This window comes from Acinetobacter sp. T63, from assembly GCF_053852345.1.
In genome coordinates, this window is sequence record NZ_CM132659.1 from 1,442,913 (window position 1) to 1,459,214 (window position 16,302).

Annotated in this window: 15 protein-coding genes and 3 pseudogenes; 7 read left to right on the forward strand and 11 right to left on the reverse strand. The window is 43.4% G+C overall.

Annotated features, from left to right (window positions below):
• Positions 1-166: 166 nt before the first annotated feature.
• The 4 genes from ACVLR6_RS07045 to ACVLR6_RS07060 all read left to right on the forward strand — a co-directional run bounded on the left by ACVLR6_RS07045 (position 167) and on the right by ACVLR6_RS07060 (position 2,785).
• Positions 167-583, forward strand: a complete 417-nt coding sequence (locus ACVLR6_RS07045; protein WP_168395227.1) for a YeeE/YedE family protein — start codon at positions 167-169, stop codon at positions 581-583.
• Between the two features lies 1 nt (position 584).
• Positions 585-1,007, forward strand: a complete 423-nt coding sequence (locus tag ACVLR6_RS07050) for a DUF6691 family protein (RefSeq protein WP_005177782.1) — start codon at positions 585-587, stop codon at positions 1,005-1,007.
• Positions 1,004-1,879, forward strand: coding sequence for an MBL fold metallo-hydrolase (locus ACVLR6_RS07055; RefSeq protein ID WP_005177784.1), 876 nt, complete (start codon positions 1,004-1,006; stop codon positions 1,877-1,879). Before ACVLR6_RS07050 ends, ACVLR6_RS07055 begins: the two co-directional genes overlap by 4 nt.
• 141 nt (positions 1,880-2,020) lie before the next feature.
• A complete protein-coding gene (locus tag ACVLR6_RS07060) occupies positions 2,021-2,785 on the forward strand; it encodes an alpha/beta fold hydrolase (RefSeq protein ID WP_168395223.1) in 765 nt (254 codons plus the stop codon).
• A 14-nt stretch (positions 2,786-2,799) separates the two neighbouring features.
• Here ACVLR6_RS07060 and ACVLR6_RS07065 read toward each other — a convergent pair.
• A pseudogene (locus ACVLR6_RS07065) lies at positions 2,800-3,573 on the reverse strand (M15 family metallopeptidase); the annotation flags it as partial.
• Here ACVLR6_RS07065 and ACVLR6_RS07070 point away from each other — a divergent pair.
• Together ACVLR6_RS07070 and ACVLR6_RS07075 are read left to right on the forward strand one after the other, a co-directional pair.
• Positions 3,569-3,970, forward strand: a pseudogene (locus ACVLR6_RS07070) (type VI secretion system-associated protein TagF); the annotation flags it as partial. The pseudogenes ACVLR6_RS07065 and ACVLR6_RS07070 sit on opposite strands and share 5 nt — an antisense overlap.
• A 1-nt stretch (position 3,971) precedes the next feature.
• A complete protein-coding gene (locus ACVLR6_RS07075) occupies positions 3,972-4,739 on the forward strand; it encodes an OmpA family protein (protein WP_168395221.1) in 768 nt (255 codons plus the stop codon).
• Between the two features lie 403 nt (positions 4,740-5,142).
• Here ACVLR6_RS07075 and ACVLR6_RS07080 read toward each other — a convergent pair.
• The 5 genes and pseudogenes from ACVLR6_RS07080 to ACVLR6_RS07100 form a co-directional block, all read right to left on the reverse strand.
• A pseudogene (locus ACVLR6_RS07080) lies at positions 5,143-5,735 on the reverse strand (IS5 family transposase).
• Between the two features lie 268 nt (positions 5,736-6,003).
• Positions 6,004-6,804 (reverse strand): sulfite exporter TauE/SafE family protein, encoded by an 801-nt coding sequence (locus ACVLR6_RS07085; RefSeq protein ID WP_045795662.1) that lies wholly within the window; start codon positions 6,802-6,804, stop codon positions 6,004-6,006.
• Between the two features lie 41 nt (positions 6,805-6,845).
• Positions 6,846-7,337 carry a flavin reductase gene (locus ACVLR6_RS07090; RefSeq protein ID WP_005177877.1) on the reverse strand — a complete coding sequence of 164 codons (492 nt, stop codon included), beginning with the start codon at positions 7,335-7,337 and terminating at the stop codon, positions 6,846-6,848.
• 109 nt (positions 7,338-7,446) lie between these two features.
• The gene (locus ACVLR6_RS07095) at positions 7,447-8,475 is read right to left on the reverse strand and encodes a methionine synthase (RefSeq protein ID WP_104498182.1); all 1,029 of its coding nucleotides are present in this window, start codon (positions 8,473-8,475) and stop codon (positions 7,447-7,449) included.
• A gap of 28 nt (positions 8,476-8,503) precedes the next feature.
• Entirely contained in the window at positions 8,504-9,490 is a 987-nt protein-coding gene (locus ACVLR6_RS07100; RefSeq protein ID WP_005177882.1) for a DUF1852 domain-containing protein, read from the reverse strand.
• Positions 9,491-10,149: 659 nt separating this feature from the next.
• Between ACVLR6_RS07100 and ACVLR6_RS07105 the strand changes: the two genes are divergently transcribed.
• A complete protein-coding gene (locus ACVLR6_RS07105; protein WP_180036336.1) occupies positions 10,150-11,157 on the forward strand; it encodes an OmpA family protein in 1,008 nt (335 codons plus the stop codon).
• Between the two features lie 104 nt (positions 11,158-11,261).
• On the opposite strand, the gene ACVLR6_RS07110 is transcribed toward ACVLR6_RS07105, so the two are convergent.
• The 5 genes from ACVLR6_RS07110 to dsbD form a co-directional block, all read right to left on the reverse strand.
• The gene (locus ACVLR6_RS07110; RefSeq protein ID WP_152342383.1) at positions 11,262-11,486 is read right to left on the reverse strand and encodes a hypothetical protein; all 225 of its coding nucleotides are present in this window, start codon (positions 11,484-11,486) and stop codon (positions 11,262-11,264) included.
• Between the two features lie 3 nt (positions 11,487-11,489).
• Positions 11,490-12,344 (reverse strand): Abi family protein, encoded by an 855-nt coding sequence (locus tag ACVLR6_RS07115; RefSeq protein ID WP_455996120.1) that lies wholly within the window; start codon positions 12,342-12,344, stop codon positions 11,490-11,492.
• A 341-nt stretch (positions 12,345-12,685) separates the two neighbouring features.
• Complete coding sequence (gene dsbG, locus ACVLR6_RS07120; RefSeq protein WP_075175219.1) at positions 12,686-13,426, reverse strand: thiol:disulfide interchange protein DsbG; 741 nt, start codon at positions 13,424-13,426, stop codon at positions 12,686-12,688.
• A 12-nt stretch (positions 13,427-13,438) separates the two neighbouring features.
• The gene (locus tag ACVLR6_RS07125; RefSeq protein ID WP_455996122.1) at positions 13,439-14,281 is read right to left on the reverse strand and encodes a prolipoprotein diacylglyceryl transferase family protein; all 843 of its coding nucleotides are present in this window, start codon (positions 14,279-14,281) and stop codon (positions 13,439-13,441) included.
• Positions 14,278-16,260 (reverse strand): protein-disulfide reductase DsbD, encoded by a 1,983-nt coding sequence (dsbD, locus tag ACVLR6_RS07130; RefSeq protein WP_455996124.1) that lies wholly within the window; start codon positions 16,258-16,260, stop codon positions 14,278-14,280. The genes ACVLR6_RS07125 and dsbD overlap by 4 nt, the downstream gene beginning before the upstream one ends.
• Between the last annotated feature and the right edge of the window lie 42 nt (positions 16,261-16,302).

Sequence of the window (16,302 nt, forward strand, 5' to 3'; positions counted from 1 at the left end):
CTTATAATCCAGAAATAGCCTAAGCAACATTCTCCTTAATCAGCGAATGACAGCGCAAAAGCCAGAATAAAGGAAAGGGGAGATGATTAGCTCTTTGTAAACAAGGATAGCTATTCATTGGTATTTTATATATTATAAAAACATATAATGTTTTGGGTGTATGGCGATGCATGATTTTCTGATTGCGTTTTTAGGTGGCCTTTTATTAGGGACCGCCGTGGTCGGCTATTTATATGTGAATGGACGGATTGCAGGCATTAGCGGCTTGCTGGCTCAGGTGATGCAGCCAAGTACCATCTTTAAAACACCGGCGCTGTGGTTTTTATTGGGATTGTTTATTACGCCGTTTATTTATGGAATCTGGCAGCAGCCACAGATTGAACTTGAGGCTAGTCCACTCATGATGGTGGTGGCCGGTATTTTGGTTGGTTTTGGGACCCGTTTAGGTTCGGGTTGTACCAGTGGTCATGGTATTTGTGGAATCAGCCGTTTATCCAAACGTTCGATGGTAGCGACCTTGACCTTTATGCTGACGGGCGTATTGACAGTGTATGTCACCCGCCATATCACAGGAGCATTCTAAAATGAAAAATATCTGGGCGTTTCTATTTGGCGGATTATTTTCATTGGGCTTGATGATTTCGGGTATGTCCAATCCGGAAAAAGTACTAGGTTTTCTGGATATTTTCGGCGATTGGGATGCCAGTCTGGCTTTTGTGATGATGGGTGCCATCGCCGTGGCTTTTATTCCGTTTCAAAAGGCAGTACGTCAGGCCGAACCTAAGACGGTGTATCATGAGGCCATTGAGTTACCGCGGCAAAATCAGCTAGATTCTAAACTGATTATCGGCAGCGCTTTGTTTGGGATTGGCTGGGGAATTGCCGGCATTTGTCCTGCACCTAGCTTTACGTTAATTGGTTTGGGCTATTATCAGGCGCTGTACTTTATTGCTGCGATGATGTATGGCATGTATCTCCATCATCGACTTTTAGGGAAAAAATCATGACCGCTACGCCAGTTGTACAACATTTTTTTGACAAAGAGACCAATACATTCAGCTATGTAGTGACCGATCCAGCCACGCAGCAATGTGCAATTATTGATAGCGTCTTGAATTATGATGCGGCTTCAGCATCTACCTCGACTGAAGGTGCAGACGCAATCATTAGCTATATTCAGCAAAATAGCCTAAGCGTTGAGTGGATTTTAGAAACCCATGTGCATGCAGATCATCTGACCGCAGCCCAGTATTTAAAAGAAAAGCTCGGTGGAAAAATTGCCATCAGTAACAAGATTATTGTGGTGCAGGATACGTTTGGCCGTATTTATAATCTGGATTTGAAATATCTGAATGCGCATCAAGCCTTTGATTATCTGTTTGATGATCATGAGCAATTCAGTATTGGTGAATTAACGGCCTACAATATTCCAACACCAGGGCATACACCGGCCTGTTTAAGCTATGTGATTGGTGATGCAGTCTTTGTCGGCGATACCTTGTTTATGCCGGATTATGGTACTGCACGCTGCGATTTCCCGAAGGGTAGTGCAGAGCAACTGTTTGATTCTGTGCAAAAACTGTATAAGTTGCCAGCACAGACACGGGTATTTTTATGTCATGACTATCTGCCTGAAGGGCGTGAGGTCTTTATACACGAAACCAGTATCCAGCAGCAAAAAGCCGAGAATATCCATATTCACGATGGCACGCAAAAAGCTGAGTTTGTAGAAATGCGTAATCGCCGTGATGCCGGTTTATCGATGCCAAAACTGATTCTGCCTGCCATTCAGATCAATATGGTGGCCGGACATTTCCCTGAACCGGAAGCCAATGGCACGCGCTATCTGAAACTGCCACTCAATTATTTCAACAAATAAACTGGATCGGCCAATGCTTTCGTGCAACTGGCCGATATTTTTGGCCTGATACAAAATAGCCTAAGCAAAAATACAATTTTAATAAAACACTTATCCTATAATATCGAGAAAGCCAAAACCGATGCATACAAGGAATCAAAAATGCTGCTCAATTTCCAGACTTCACAACAACATCTATCAAGCACCGACATTCCGGTTGTTCTTATTCATGGTTTATTTGGCAGCCTGAGTAATTTGGGTATGTTGGCACGTGCGTTACAGGAGCATTATCCAGTCATCCAGATTGATGTACGTAACCACGGAAAATCGGAACATCGCCAGAGCATGAGCTATACCGAGATGGCGCAAGATGTACTGGAAACCTTGGATGCGATTCAGGTACAAAAATTTATCGTGATTGGCCATTCCATGGGTGGAAAAATTGCCATGCAACTGGCTGACCTTGCACCAGAGCGAGTGGAAAAACTGGTGGTGCTGGACATGACACCATTTGCCTATCAGGAAAATCATCATGATCAGGTGTTTGATGCGCTATTTGCTGTCAAAAAAGCACAAGTGGAATCACGCCAGGATGCCACCCAGATTATGCAGCAGTATTTGCGTGAAGATGCAGTGATTCAGTTTCTGATGAAATCGTTTAGTAAAGGGCAGTGGTTATTTAATGTTGATGCACTTTATGCATCTTATCCGAAAATTTTATCTTGGCAGTCAGTCAAGGTGGATGCACCAAGTTTATTTATTCGTGGCGGCGCCTCTCCGTATTTATCTAAACCGGAACACTATGCTGCCATTGAACAGCAGTTTAGTCAGGCCAATATTGAAACTGTTGAAAATGCGGGGCATTGGCTGCATGCAGAGAAAACTGCTGAAGTGGTCGATAAAATCCAGCTGTTTTTATCTGCATAAGCCCGGTATTATTTTTAATCGAGTGCATTGGCCATCAGCTGACCTTCCGAGGTCAGCTTTTCTGCCATTTCCCGGGTTTTCTTTAAGCCTGGCATCCGGTATTCGGTATGGCCATAATCTTTAATGGATTTCCAGCGGCCACCCCAGGTCAGGCCGACCGACTCCGCCACTTCACCATACAGTTCATAACCGCGCATTGCCCACGGGTCACGCTCGGAAATTACCACTTTGCCATTGCGTTTAAAGGCCACATCGGCGGCTAAACCAAATTGATGATAGCTTTGATAACCACGGGCACGGGTGGTGTTTTTATTTTTGGACAGCGAGTTTTGTCGCTCCGGACTACGATAACCCTCCAATAGCACCAGCTCATAGCCGTGGCGTTCTTTCATGATTTTAAACACCATCAGCAGGCGCTGTTTATAACGTGGATTCATCTTGTGCCATTTCCGATCAGCGCTGACAATTGATGGATTGACATGAGAGTGAGCATGTAAATCTTCTACTGCCGGATCATAACTATGCTGATCAGCTGGCACAGCCGCCTACTGATTTTCCAGTTGCATGGCCTCAACCGCGGCGGCTTCAACCAGTGCTTCTTCTACTTCAGGTGGTGGCGACAGCATTTCACCTTCAAGCAGGGCATAAACTTGAGGATCGACTTCTCTTAAGTAGTCGGCTTCAATTTTGGTGGCGCTAATCGGGCGGGTAAAGGCAAACAGAAGGATACTGGAAAACAGAAAAAATCCGGCAATCAGAATCCACCATTGCTGAATATGCCAATTGCTGCAACCGGTGATCCATCAAGGCACCAGTAAATTAAATAAAGTGCTGATTTTGCCGATTAATAATCATGCCTATTGCTATGAAATTGCAGCATTTTGGGTCAGTCTGATTAGCCGTTTTGTCGCCAATCAGAACACAGAATTGCTGGTCGGTTTACTGCATTATGACAAACCCTTGCTGATTTTTGGCTTTCATGGCGCAGATATTCAGGCTTTAAGCGAAATTTTCACCCAAAACCTGGACAGTTCACATTGGGTCTCATTGGTCAATGCCAGCTGGATTGATCCGTATCTGGAGCAAAATGCAGGTTTGGCGGCGTTGGAACAGGCTTTATGTGAACGCCAGCTTAGCTTAAGCCAGGGAATCAAGCTCTTTAGACAGACTTTTATAGATGGATAAAATGATTAAAAATCAATTAAATACATATAAAAAACAATGGCTGTCTGTACTCTTGTTCAGTGTTAGTAGCTGGGTATGTGCACAGCCGATTGTAGTTGAAGGCGTGGTCCCGAATGAAGCCAGCAAACAGGCCATCCTGACTAAAATGCACAGTGTGTATGGTGCGGACCAAGTCATTGATAAAATTCAGGTTAAATCGGTTGCTGCACCCAATGGCTGGAGCGAATCGGTCACACGAATGATCACGCCAGACCTAAAAAAAGTGAAGCAGGGTCAATTGTCGGTACGCGGTACGCAAATTGATTTAAATGGAAAAATGTCCAATCAAAATGATATCCAGCCAACCACAAATGCTTTTCAGGGCTTGGTACAGGCGCCATATCGTTTTAATGCACAGTTATCTGTAAATCAGGCCGAACAGAAAATTATTGATGATGCCTTGAAAAACCGGATTATTGAATTTGAATCTGGCAGTGCGGTTTTGGCCGCATCTAGGACAAAAATTCTTGATGAAATGGCGATTGCCTTAAATAAGGTTGGTGGCAAGCAGGTGAAAATTATTGGCCATACTGATAGCTCTGGTGATGCCAATAAAAACCTGATCTTAAGTAAAGAGCGTGCACAGGCGGTAAAAGATTATTTGATTGGCAAAAATATTCCTGCAGATAGTTTGAGTGTGGAAGGTTTAGGCGCCAACAAACCTGTGGCAGACAACTCAACAGCTGAGGGTCGTAAAAAGAACCGTCGTATTGAGTTTGAAGTGATTTAAGTGGTCATTAAAGGAATAAGAGTCATCTACAGGATGGCTTTTATTTAATATGCTATATTTCGTATAATGTATATTATGTTAAATAGCATGTCGGGGATTGTGCCCTATACAAACTGTATGTTGGCACAACTTCACTGGAGAGATTAAACTATCGGTGGATCTCTCCAGTGAAGCATCCTAAGGAACATAATATACGTTATGCGGAAATCCGGGAGCTAAACTTATCCTGGCATGAAATATATTCTTTTATCCTGGTGTGGATACAAACTTATCCTGGCATAAATATATATATAAAAGCACCCTGTTGTTTTAATTTTGGTCAATCGTAACCCGCATATTATAGAACGCTACACCGGATTAAAGCCTATCAATTGTATGATCAAGTTTAGGGTCTGTTGACATTTCATAATGATAGCCAAATAAAGATACAAGCTAAGGCAACAGAATTTTCATAGCTTTGCTTTAGCTTGTCATAGCGTGTGGCAATTCCTCTAAATTGCTTTAATCTAGCAAAAGTATTCTCAATTAAATGCCTGATTTTATAAAAATACCAATCCACATGATCATTATTTGAAAGTGTATTGGATTTCTTGGGAATATTAGCTTGAGTTCCCGTTTTTTCTATCTGTTCTCTCAAGGATTCAGAGTCATAACCCTTATCGGCACAGAGAATTTCTGTCTCGTGCAGGTCTATATTGTTAACTAATTTCGGTGCCACTTTTACATCATGGGTCGTACCATCCTCTATCAAAAACTGAACAGGGTTCCCATGAGATTTAATAACTTATTATCTTTCGACCACCGGGAAAATTTCTTGAATATGGAGTTTGGCTTTCCGAAGGCAGCAGGTAAATCCCGCCACGGGCAGCCTGTACGGATTCTATAAAGAATAGCTTCAATAAAATTTCGAAGATTTTGTTTGAGATAAATACGAAAATTACGGAAAATGTTTTCTAACTTAGACCAGTGTTGATCAGTCAACATTGTACGAGGCATAGCGAGGAGTAGATTTGGTTTGGCGATTAAATTCTACGTTCTCGCTATTTTTTTTGCACAGTACAGTAAATGTCAACAGACCCTAATATTTATTGTTCTATTTTTTAATTGAGGAAACCGACTTCTTCTAAGTAAATCAAGTAATCCAAATTGAACAGGAAGCTCCTTCTAAAGATAATTATTTAGATCATGAATCTGCTGAGAAGCATACGCTCTATAATCAAACCACTATTATGAGCGTATTCGTTATCTTCCAATTGCCTTCAGCTTAACCCAAACCCTTAACCAGAAAGAAACAGCCCACAATCACCAATAACACGGCGAAACATTTTTTCAGGATTTGTGGCGATAATGCATGTGCTGTTTTCGCCCCAAGTTTGGCAGTAAAGAAACTCATAATGCTAATACCAAGAAAAGCATAAATATGAACAAAGCCAATAGTATTGGGCACATTCACCTGCGCCTGCATCCCAAAAATCATAAATCCCAAAGCACCGGCAACTGCAATGGGGAAACCACAGGCTGCAGATGTGCCTACTGCCTGTTGCATGACCACGCCATAACGGTTGAGATACGGTACGGTCAAGCTGCCACCGCCAATCCCAAAGATGGCTGAAGCAAAACCAATTCCCGAACCTGCAGCGATTTGTTGACCGGTTGAGGGCAAGGTTCGCCCCTGCTCTGCCGGCTTTTTGCTACCTGTAAACATGGTATACGCCACCCAGATCAGAAAGATTCCTACCACAATCTGCAAATGTAAGCCCGAAATTAAACCGGCAATCCCTGCACCGAAAAAGCATCCAATGGCCATAGGCGGAGCTAGATGTCTAAAGACTGGCCACAGCACTGCCTCGTTCTTATGGTGCGCCATCAATGAACTGATAGAGGTGATCACAATAGTTGCTAGCGATGTACCTAAAGCCAAATGCATAATCACATCCGGACTATAACCCATCTGCATAAACACGATATATAACAGTGGTACAATGATTGTTCCGCCACCGACCCCAAACAGCCCAGCGGCAAAACCTGCGCATGCCCCGATAATTAAAAAAATGATAATTTCCACGAAATACTGACTGAATAATTTGAAATTAAAGACAAGGCGCCTTAAGCAAGTTCCAGCTCACCAACCTGATGATAGGCACGATTAAAATACACCAGACCATGTTCTTGCTGACTGTGCTGAATGGCCAGCACACGGCACATAAAAATGCTATGCGTACCCACCTGCTGAATCTGCTCAATCTCGCAATCAAAGCTGGTCAAGGCATCTGTTAACACCGGCGCGCCGGTTTCCAGCTCAGTCCAGGTTCCATATTGAAAGCGCTCTTCAGACTTCATTTTGGAGGCAAAGACATTGGAGATTTGTTGATGCTGCGCGCCTAGCACATTCACGCTCAAGATTTTATTTTCAATAAAATGGGCGTGTGAGCGTGAAGCCTGATTCATGCAAACCAATAAGGTCGGTGGTGTATCGGTTACACTACACACGGCAGATGCGGTAAATCCATGCACACCAGACGCCCCTGCCGTGGTCACCACATTGACCGCGCTGCTGAGCAAAGACATGGCATTTCTAAAGTCTGCTGCTTCAATCATCACCGGATTCCTTCATTTTCTTGGGTTATGCTTGAAATGGTTGTTAAGCGGATGGGCCAGATGTTTTCCATCCATTCCCATCAGCTCTGCCACATGATGTGCCTGCGCGTTAAGCACTCAATTCTTGACGCACAATATCGGCGCCAGCGCTTAAAGCACGAAGTTTACCTTGCGCCACCTGACGCGATAACGGCGTCATACCACAGTTGGTCGATGGATAAAGCTTGTCGGCATCAACAAACTGCAAAGCTTTACGCAAGGTATTGGCCACTTCTTCTGCGGTTTCAATCTGGTTGGTGGCCACATCAATAGCGCCAACCATAACTTTTTTGCCGCGGATCAGCTCAATCAGGTCCATCGGTACGCGTGAGTTCTGACATTCCAGCGAAACAATATCAATTTTGGATTGTTGCAGTTTCGGGAACACGGCTTCATATTGACGCCATTCAGAGCCTAAGGTTTTTTTCCAGTCAGTATTGGCTTTAATGCCATAGCCATAGCAGATATGCACGGCGGTTTCGCATTTCAGACCTTCCAGTGCGCGTTCCAGCGTGGCCACACCCCAGTCATTGACTTCATCAAAGAACACGTTAAAAGCAGGTTCATCAAACTGGATAATATCGACCCCAGCGGCTTCGAGTTCCCTTGCCTCCTGATTCAGGATTTTGGCAAATTCCCAGGCCAGTTTTTCACGGCTTTTGTAATGACCATCGTACAGGGTATCAATCATGGTCATTGGACCCGGCAAAGCCCATTTAATTGGCTGAGTGGTCTGGCTGCGTAAAAACTTGGCATCTTCCACAAACACCGGCTGTTTCCGGGCCACCTCACCGATCACCGAAGGTACGCTGGCATCATAACGGTTACGAATACGCACCGTTTCCCGTTTTTCAAAATCCACACCTTCGAGATGTTCAATAAAGGTGGTGACAAAATGCTGACGGGTCTGCTCACCATCGCTGACAATATCAATTCCGGCCAGTAACTGTTCATGCAGTGACAGGCTCAAGGCATCCTGTTTGGCTTCACGCAGTGCATCGCCTTCAAGTTTCCATGGCGACCAGAGTTTTTCCGGTTCTGCCAGCCAGGATGGTTTCGGTAAGCTGCCTGCGGTTGAGGTTGGGAGTAAAATGCTCATCTTTAATCTTCTATCTCTATACGTTGAATTAAGCAGCGTTGGTTGCTACGGCGTAGCTGGCAGCCCACTGTTCCAGAATGTGCTGATACGGTTTAATAAAGTGTTCTTCTGTCCATTTGCCCTGTTTTACGGCCAGCTGGCTACGCTCGACACGGTCATAGACAATTTGCGTTAAGGAATAATCTGGGTACTCAAGACTAGGTTGATAGACCTGACCTGCAGTCGAGTTGGCATTATAAATTTCAGGACGATAAATCTTCTGGAAGCTTTCCATGGTGCTAATCGCGCTGATTAATTCAAGATCGGTATAATCCGCCAATAAATCACCGCTAAAATAGAACGCCAAAGGTGCAGCACTATTTTCCGGTTTAAAATAGCGAACAGTTAAACCCATTTTTGCGAAATAATGATCTGTTCTTGAGTATTCATTTTGCTGATATTCAACCCCTAACACCGGATGAATATTGGCGGTACGATAATAGGTTTTGGTGGTCGATACGCTCAGGCAGATCACCGGCTGTTTATTAAACTGTGACTGGAACGCCTCGGAATTCACCACGTACTGATACAGCTTGCCGTGCAAATCACCAAAGTTGTCTGGTATTTCCCCTGCTTTATAGCCTTGGGACAATAAAAGCACGCTAAAATCATAATCACGTACATACGATGAAAAACTGTTTCCGATCATGCCTTCAATACGCTGATTGGTACGATGATCAACAATCGTCGATTTCAGCATTTCAATGGCTGGAAAGGCGTTACCATTGCCTTCGACATCAAGATCTGCAGATACAATATCAATTTCCAGTGAATAACGGTCACCCTTCGGATTGTCCCAATGTGCCAAGGCATTAAAACGGTTATTGATCATGCGCAGCGTATTACGCAGGTTTTGTTCACGGCTTTCGCCACGTGCCAGATTGGCAAAGTTGGTTGTTAAACGGGTACTGTCCGCTGGTTGATAGTTTTCATCAAAACGAATACGTTGAATTGAACATGCAAACTGTTGACTCATCTGTTCCACCGCTTTAAATATCTAAAAATAAAAATCTGAATATCTTTCTGGTTTTAGTTATACGTGAACCCTAAGATGAATAAAAATGATTTAATCTAAGTTAATAGTGAATTAAATTCATGTTTTGATTTGAATAGCGTTATTTAAGGCGAAAATATAGAAAAATAGACTGCCCTATGAGTCATCAATCGAGTCCAATTTTTCTTGCTGGAAAAAGGCCAAAAAGCTAGATTTAGAATCAAAATAGATTTTTTTAATTTTAATAAAAACAATTATTTATAATTTTTATTGTAGCTAAATATCTTCACATTTTGTTGAAGAAAATGAGCTTCTTGATGGAATAAAAAATTGGCTCGCCTAAATATTTGGATCTGGTCTGTTTAGGTCAAACGGCGCTTATATAAAAATGTCTATAAAAGCATCAACATGAATTTGGTTCAGTTGAAGATGAGGAAAAATCAAGGGGTTTAGCTTGTAAATGATCAGTGATTTACCTTCCTATTAAACGAATAGATGCAGTGTTCTTCTGTAGCCCAATTTCCTTGAGAAACGACTTTGCGACTTTCAGCTTCTATAAGAAATGAAAATTTAAACCGGCTCAGCTATACTATTTAAAATATAAGCAGAATATTGAGATCAGTAGAATAAGGAAATATCTGATGACTTTTCAAAAAACAATTTTGGGGCTAAGTTTAAGTTGTGTACTGGCACTTATGTATGGCTGTACCAAACCGGCTTCTGATCAGGCTGAAACTGAAGTCAGTACTTCTGAAATCACATCGGATTCAAATGAAACTGCCAAAGCCAGCTCAGATTTTGATCTGAATAACATCCCCATTTCGACCGCAGTGCTTGGCGAGTTTCCTTATATTGAGTTACCACAGGGTTATCGCTATCAGAATGATGAAAATCGAAAGTTTGAACGTGTGCCGTTTTGGACAGGACATGACTTTCACTGGGTTGAAGGAAAACTGTTTAGTTCGGGTATTACCGCTAAATCAGATTATAAAGAAGGCAGTTATTTAGAAATACAGCGTAATCTTGATGCGGTAATTAAACAGCTTGGCGGTGTAGAAGTTGCCAATAGTCAAATCCCCAAAGAGCTTGCCAACAGTCTGCCTGATGCCATTCGGGTGCAACATGGTTCAGGTTTGGCTGATATTTATAATTACCCTGCGCAAACGTATGTGATTCGACAAGCGGATAAAAATATTTGGTTCCATTTGGCGCAATCTGGTCACTATATGGGTTTAATGGTAGCGGAAAGTCAGCCCTTAAATATCACTGCCAAAGCACTGACGTCGAGTGCACTGAAACAAAGTCTGGATCAGGACAGTAAAGTGAGTGTGCAAATTAACTTTGCCACAGATCAAGCCGATATTTTGCCAGACTCACAAGAACAAATAGATCAGATTATTGCTTTACTGAAAGATAACGATGATTTAAAACTTGGCATTTACGGACATACTGATAATACAGGCGATGCGGCGCATAATTTAAAATTGTCTGAGCAACGTGCGCAAGCTGTGGTGACTGCTCTAACCAAAGCAGGCATTGATACAAATCGTCTGACAGCCAAAGGTTTTGGGGATACTCAGCCTGTTGCAGATAATGCGACTGAAGATGGTAAGGCGAAAAACCGTCGGGTGGAGTTGGTGAAATTATAAAAGTCTAAATACTAAAAAGACCGCAATATAGCGGTCTTTTTTACATCTTTTTATAAATGGTGTCACGGCGGTCAACGTCTAAGACAAGCACCACAATTTTGGCGTCAATGACTTGATAGACTAAGCGATACGCGGTTTTTGTGAACTCGAACTCTTAAGTCATCTAAAGTTATCCTGATAGTTTCTTCACTTTTCGCTTTTTCTGCTAGTTGTAATAAATAAACCTCATCCATAACACAATCTTTTAAGATTATTTTTGTATTTTCCAAAATGCGATTTTGACGATCAGGGCTACGACCTTCTAAAAATTCTGGTATTTTTTTTACCATATTTCATAAGCTCCAAATAGGATGTTCTTCCCAATTATCAGGAAAACCCATTGCAACACGCCAATTTTCATCTTTCACAATAGGTTTTAAGAGTTTATTCAATTGATTGCACCACTCTGAATCAAATCCTGTCGGTCTTAGCAAGGTTTTTAAGATTAAGAGTACATAGAAGATACGTTTATTCGTCGGTGTAATCGGTGATTGCCAATTTGGATCTTTGTCAGCTTTAGATTTAATTGCTAATTCTTTATTCCATAACCGTCCATGATGGGCAAAAATATTTCTTACATAGGTCAATATATGCAACCATTCAGCTAATTTTTCATGATGCAAAGAAAAATACTGTGCGATTGCTTTCTTATCTTCTTTATTATTTGCCTTATTATTTATTAAACCACTATATAAAAATGACAATGAACCAAAACTTAAAACTTCTGTCAGCATCCAAATTGGGATTTGAGGAAAACCATCATAATTTTGTTGAAAATGCTGGATGAACGTATCTTTAGAGCGTCCAACTTCTTTGTTGCATGTTTCTAAAAATTTTCTATGGTTAAATTTGGGATAAAAATTTTGTGCATTGTAGATACCAAATGCACCATATTGATGACCGAGATAATACGTTAATTTCGTTCGTAAAAACGTTTCTATAATTTCGATAGCACCGAATATTTGTAATCGTAATTCAGTATCAAATTCATATAATTGCACAATTTTTTCAAACGAAGTGCCCGGCTTGAATCGATCTAAGACATTATTTCCTGACCTTATTCGGTAAGGATACCAATATGCACTTAAGCGATAATAACCATATTTTGCCAATATTCCTTCAGCCCAAGCAACATTATGAATACTCAATCCTTTAGACTGTAGATGATGCACTTGCTCAGCATATGATAAAGGCTTTTTATTTATAAGGTTTTAACATAATTCACTAAAATCGAGGCATAAAAAACCGCCAAGGTTGCGCGGACTTCAAAAGAAGAACTAAGCGTGGCGGCTGTATTAAATACATAATAGCGACAATTGTCATTATTAGCAAGTTATGATCAAAAACTGCCCTTAGCGACGGTCTTTTTTATATCTAATCTCCTCTACCCCCTATTTATTAAAGAGGTGAGGAACAGCATTCCGCAAGGGGAGAATTTTTAAGCCACAGGTGATAACCTAAACAACACCTGCCATTGTTCATGAACCTTTTACTTCTCAAAAATCTCTCTTAAATCCTCCGTCATCCCTTGGGCGGACTTAAACTCGCCTTGCTGGTTTTTCCACACCATCGACGGAGTGGCAAAGAAACCATATTTAGCCATCAGCTCCTGATTGGCATCTATTTTTGCAGCAATATCAGCAGGGATATTCTTGGTAATTTTTAACTTGTTTTGCCCTTTGTTGGCATTGTAACTGGTAAACACCTGCTGCGGATTTTTAGCCATCAGCATGGTCGCCACTTGCCCGCGACTCTCATCACGAATGACTGCCACCTGAATATGTCTAAGCTGTACCTTCCCCGCCTTCACCCACGGACGTGCCTTTTGCCAGAAGGTATGGCAATACGGACAATTCGGGTCTGAAAATACATATACAATCCGCGGCGCATCTTTTTGTCCGTCCTGAATCCAGGTGGAGTTTTCCAGACTTTTCCAGACATCATCCAGCACGGCGTCTTTGACATGGGTTTCAAGCGCTTTGATGGTCAGGTTCTCACCCTTGGCATTGTGCAAATCGCCAATAATGTAATATTTCTGGTCATTGGAAATAAACACGGTCGCCGGACTTTGCTGCATATGCCCGGCCCATCCGGTCATTTTTTCTGGCGCTTCAATCTGTTTGATAAATTTAAAGCCTTCCTGCTCAATCTGTTTTTTCAGATCAGTCTGGGCAAATGCTGTCGTATTTAACAGCAGCAGGAACAACGCAGCGGGATAGATCATTTTCATGAGAATTTCCTGTTATTTTGAAGATGGAGCAGAAAGATCATTGATATAGCGACGCAGCATTGGCTGGGTCAGTTCTCCCATATGCCGATGCACGAGCTGTCCTTGCGCATTAAAGAACAAGGTGCTTGGCAAGCCGTACATATTCATCTGGGTGGCCATGTCACCTTGAGGATCAAACAGGACATGCTGGAAATTAAAACCATGCTGACGCAGATAATCCTGTACCGTGTCAGTCGTTTCGCCCTGATTCAGCATTACAAAATGAATGTCCGGATAATCCTGCTGGGCCTGATGTAAAACCGGCATTTCCCGGTGACACGGCGGACACCAGCTGGCCCACAGGTTGATGACGGTCGGTTTGCCAACCCAGTGCTGTAGCGGCACCTGTTGCTGCTGTAAATTTTGAAATTGCAGGTCAGGATACTGATTCTGCTGTGGCAAGACTGATTGAATACCCCAGTTCAGACAAAGCTGGATCGCAACAAATAGCGCGATCAATATCGCTTTAGGCAGATTGGCCAATGCCCGGTTTTTCCATAAAAACCACCCAATGCCGGCAATCAATCCGCCATAAAAATGAAAGCCTTTGTCCTGAATTTTGATTATATCCAGTGGTGTCGCCAGATAAAGATCGGCATGCATTAGTACAAAAACCAGTCGTGCGGCAATTAACCCCACCCAGAATGACGTCCACAAGCTGTCACTAAAGATGCGCCAGCTAGGTTCAGGCCATTGCTGTTTGTGTCTGAAATATCGCCCTGCCCCATACACCAGCACTAAACTGGTGAGCAGCAGCACCATCTGCCACGGCAACATTAGTGAGCCCATATGCAGCGCCGTTGCAGAAACCATCATGGCGTGTTCGCCTGCTGAAGTTGCTGCAAGCGCTGAATAAGTTGGGTCGCGGTAAAGGTGCCGGTTAAACGTAAAGTACGCTGTTCCTGCTGCTGGCTGTCCAGGAAAATCATGGTCGGTGGGCCAAGAATCTGCCAGTCACGCAGTAATGCATCTTGAGATGGATGATACTCGGTTAAATCCAGTTTAATCCGCACCACATCCTGCAAGGCTGCCTGTACATCGGTACGTGGCAGGACTTCATTTTCTACCGGCTGACAGGCCACACACCAGTCGGCATAGACATCAATCACGATACTGCGTCCACTGTTCTGCTGTAGCAGCTGTGCCAGTTCCTGCTGGGTATGCACCTTTTGCCAGCTGAGTGTTTGTTGGGCATGGACCGCACCCATCTGCTGAAGGCCATGTTGAATATGCCAAATACCAATGCCGATCATGGCCAGCGCCAGCACAATAACGCCAACACGCGAGATTTTACCTTGCAGATGTCTGCGGATTAAATCGAAGCAGTAAATCGCCAGTGCCAGGAAAATAATGCCCATCAACAGGAAATAGGCCACAGTCGGCAGCAATGGGCGGGCGAAATAAACCGCCAGCGCCAGCATTAAAAAGCCGAAACTGAATTTCAACCGGTCCATCCACAAACCCGGTTTCGGTAAATATTTGGCGCCAAATACAGCGGCAATAAATAAAGGAATCCCGAGGCCCAGACCCAGTACAAACAGATAGGTCGCGCCGAGTACCGGCTGATCCAACTGCGATACGAACAGCAAAGCACCGGCCAAAGGCGCGCTCATACACGGACCTACAATCAGCGCGGAAATCATCCCCATTAACGCAGCACCCACCAGCGTACCGCCCTGCTGTTTTTGCTGCCATCGGTCCAGTCGTTGTAATAAACCTTGTGGTAAGGACAGCTGATACACCCCAAACAGGTTCAAGGCAAACAAGATAAATAGCACCGCAAAGATGCCAATAAAGATCGGGCTTTGGAACCAGCGCTGGAAACTATAGCCCAGTTGTGCAACCGCCAGTCCCATCACCGCATACACTGCGGCCATACCCAGTACGAAAGCCAGCGCAATCAACGCAGCACGATAACCACGATGACGCTGTACCAGAATGCCAGACAAAATTGGAATCAGTGGCAAAGAACAAGGTAAAAAGGCCAGTAAAATACCAAAACCTAAAAAAATCAGCAGATTAAAAAATAAATGATGTTCCGAGAGTAAATTGAAAAAATACTGGTCGTTGTTCCATTCAGATTGTAATGACGCGGCGGCTGCCGTTTGTGTCTCGCCTGCGATTTCACTGGCCGGCACCGGATTAGACGCTACGACTGAAATTTCTGAAGCCGCGACAGCATCAGTGAGTTTTGTCGGCTCTGTATTCTCTACTGCGGCAATCGACTCATTTTCAATGACTGCTTCTTCAGCTGTAATTGGCGCAGTTGTCAGTACTGTTTTTTCAGGTTTACTGGGTGCCGCTTCAATTTTAGCCGGTGCATCCAGCGCGACCGGTTTGGCGGCACTTAATAAACGCCGTTCGCTTGAAGGCGCATCTGACTGGGGCAACAAGCCTTGCGCATCGGTCTGAATGGTGGCGCGTTGCACCGGATAACATAAACCGCTTTCGGCACAGCCCTGCCACTGAATTTTAAATTGCTGGTTTGGCGCGACCTTAATTGTAGTCTTGACCTGATGATAATGCACTTTGGTCTGGCCAAAGGTCGGATCATTCTTATCTTCCGGCACCGGCAGCTGTAATTTTAGCGCACCGGCATCGCTACGCACCTGCAGCTGATCATGATATAAATAATAATTCTCGGCGATGGTCCAGCGCAGTTCCGCCTGATCATCACTAATAGAACGCGCCTGAAACTGAAACGCCTGATCGGGTGGCAAGAACTCCTGCGCCTGTGACCAGACTGGCCAGAATGCACAAAGAACCACAAGCAAAGCACTTACACGCGTAATCATGACGTCCATTTTTCTGTAGAAAACCCGATTCATTATTAAAAA

Coding starts and splice junctions, on each gene's coding strand:
- ACVLR6_RS07045 (WP_168395227.1), top strand. CDS start 167: ATGCATGATTTTCTGATTGCGTTTTTAGGTGGCCTTTTATTAGGGACC.
- ACVLR6_RS07050 (WP_005177782.1), top strand. CDS start 585: ATGAAAAATATCTGGGCGTTTCTATTTGGCGGATTATTTTCATTGGGC.
- ACVLR6_RS07055 (WP_005177784.1), top strand. CDS start 1,004: ATGACCGCTACGCCAGTTGTACAACATTTTTTTGACAAAGAGACCAAT.
- ACVLR6_RS07060 (WP_168395223.1), top strand. CDS start 2,021: ATGCTGCTCAATTTCCAGACTTCACAACAACATCTATCAAGCACCGAC.
- ACVLR6_RS07075 (WP_168395221.1), top strand. CDS start 3,972: ATGATTAAAAATCAATTAAATACATATAAAAAACAATGGCTGTCTGTA.
- ACVLR6_RS07090 (WP_005177877.1), bottom strand. CDS start 7,337: ATGATTGAAGCAGCAGACTTTAGAAATGCCATGTCTTTGCTCAGCAGC.
- ACVLR6_RS07095 (WP_104498182.1), bottom strand. CDS start 8,475: ATGAGCATTTTACTCCCAACCTCAACCGCAGGCAGCTTACCGAAACCA.
- ACVLR6_RS07100 (WP_005177882.1), bottom strand. CDS start 9,490: ATGAGTCAACAGTTTGCATGTTCAATTCAACGTATTCGTTTTGATGAA.
- ACVLR6_RS07105 (WP_180036336.1), top strand. CDS start 10,150: ATGACTTTTCAAAAAACAATTTTGGGGCTAAGTTTAAGTTGTGTACTG.
- ACVLR6_RS07110 (WP_152342383.1), bottom strand. CDS start 11,486: ATGGTAAAAAAAATACCAGAATTTTTAGAAGGTCGTAGCCCTGATCGT.
- dsbG (WP_075175219.1), bottom strand. CDS start 13,426: ATGAAAATGATCTATCCCGCTGCGTTGTTCCTGCTGCTGTTAAATACG.
- ACVLR6_RS07125 (WP_455996122.1), bottom strand. CDS start 14,281: ATGATGGTTTCTGCAACGGCGCTGCATATGGGCTCACTAATGTTGCCG.
- dsbD (WP_455996124.1), bottom strand. CDS start 16,260: ATGATTACGCGTGTAAGTGCTTTGCTTGTGGTTCTTTGTGCATTCTGG.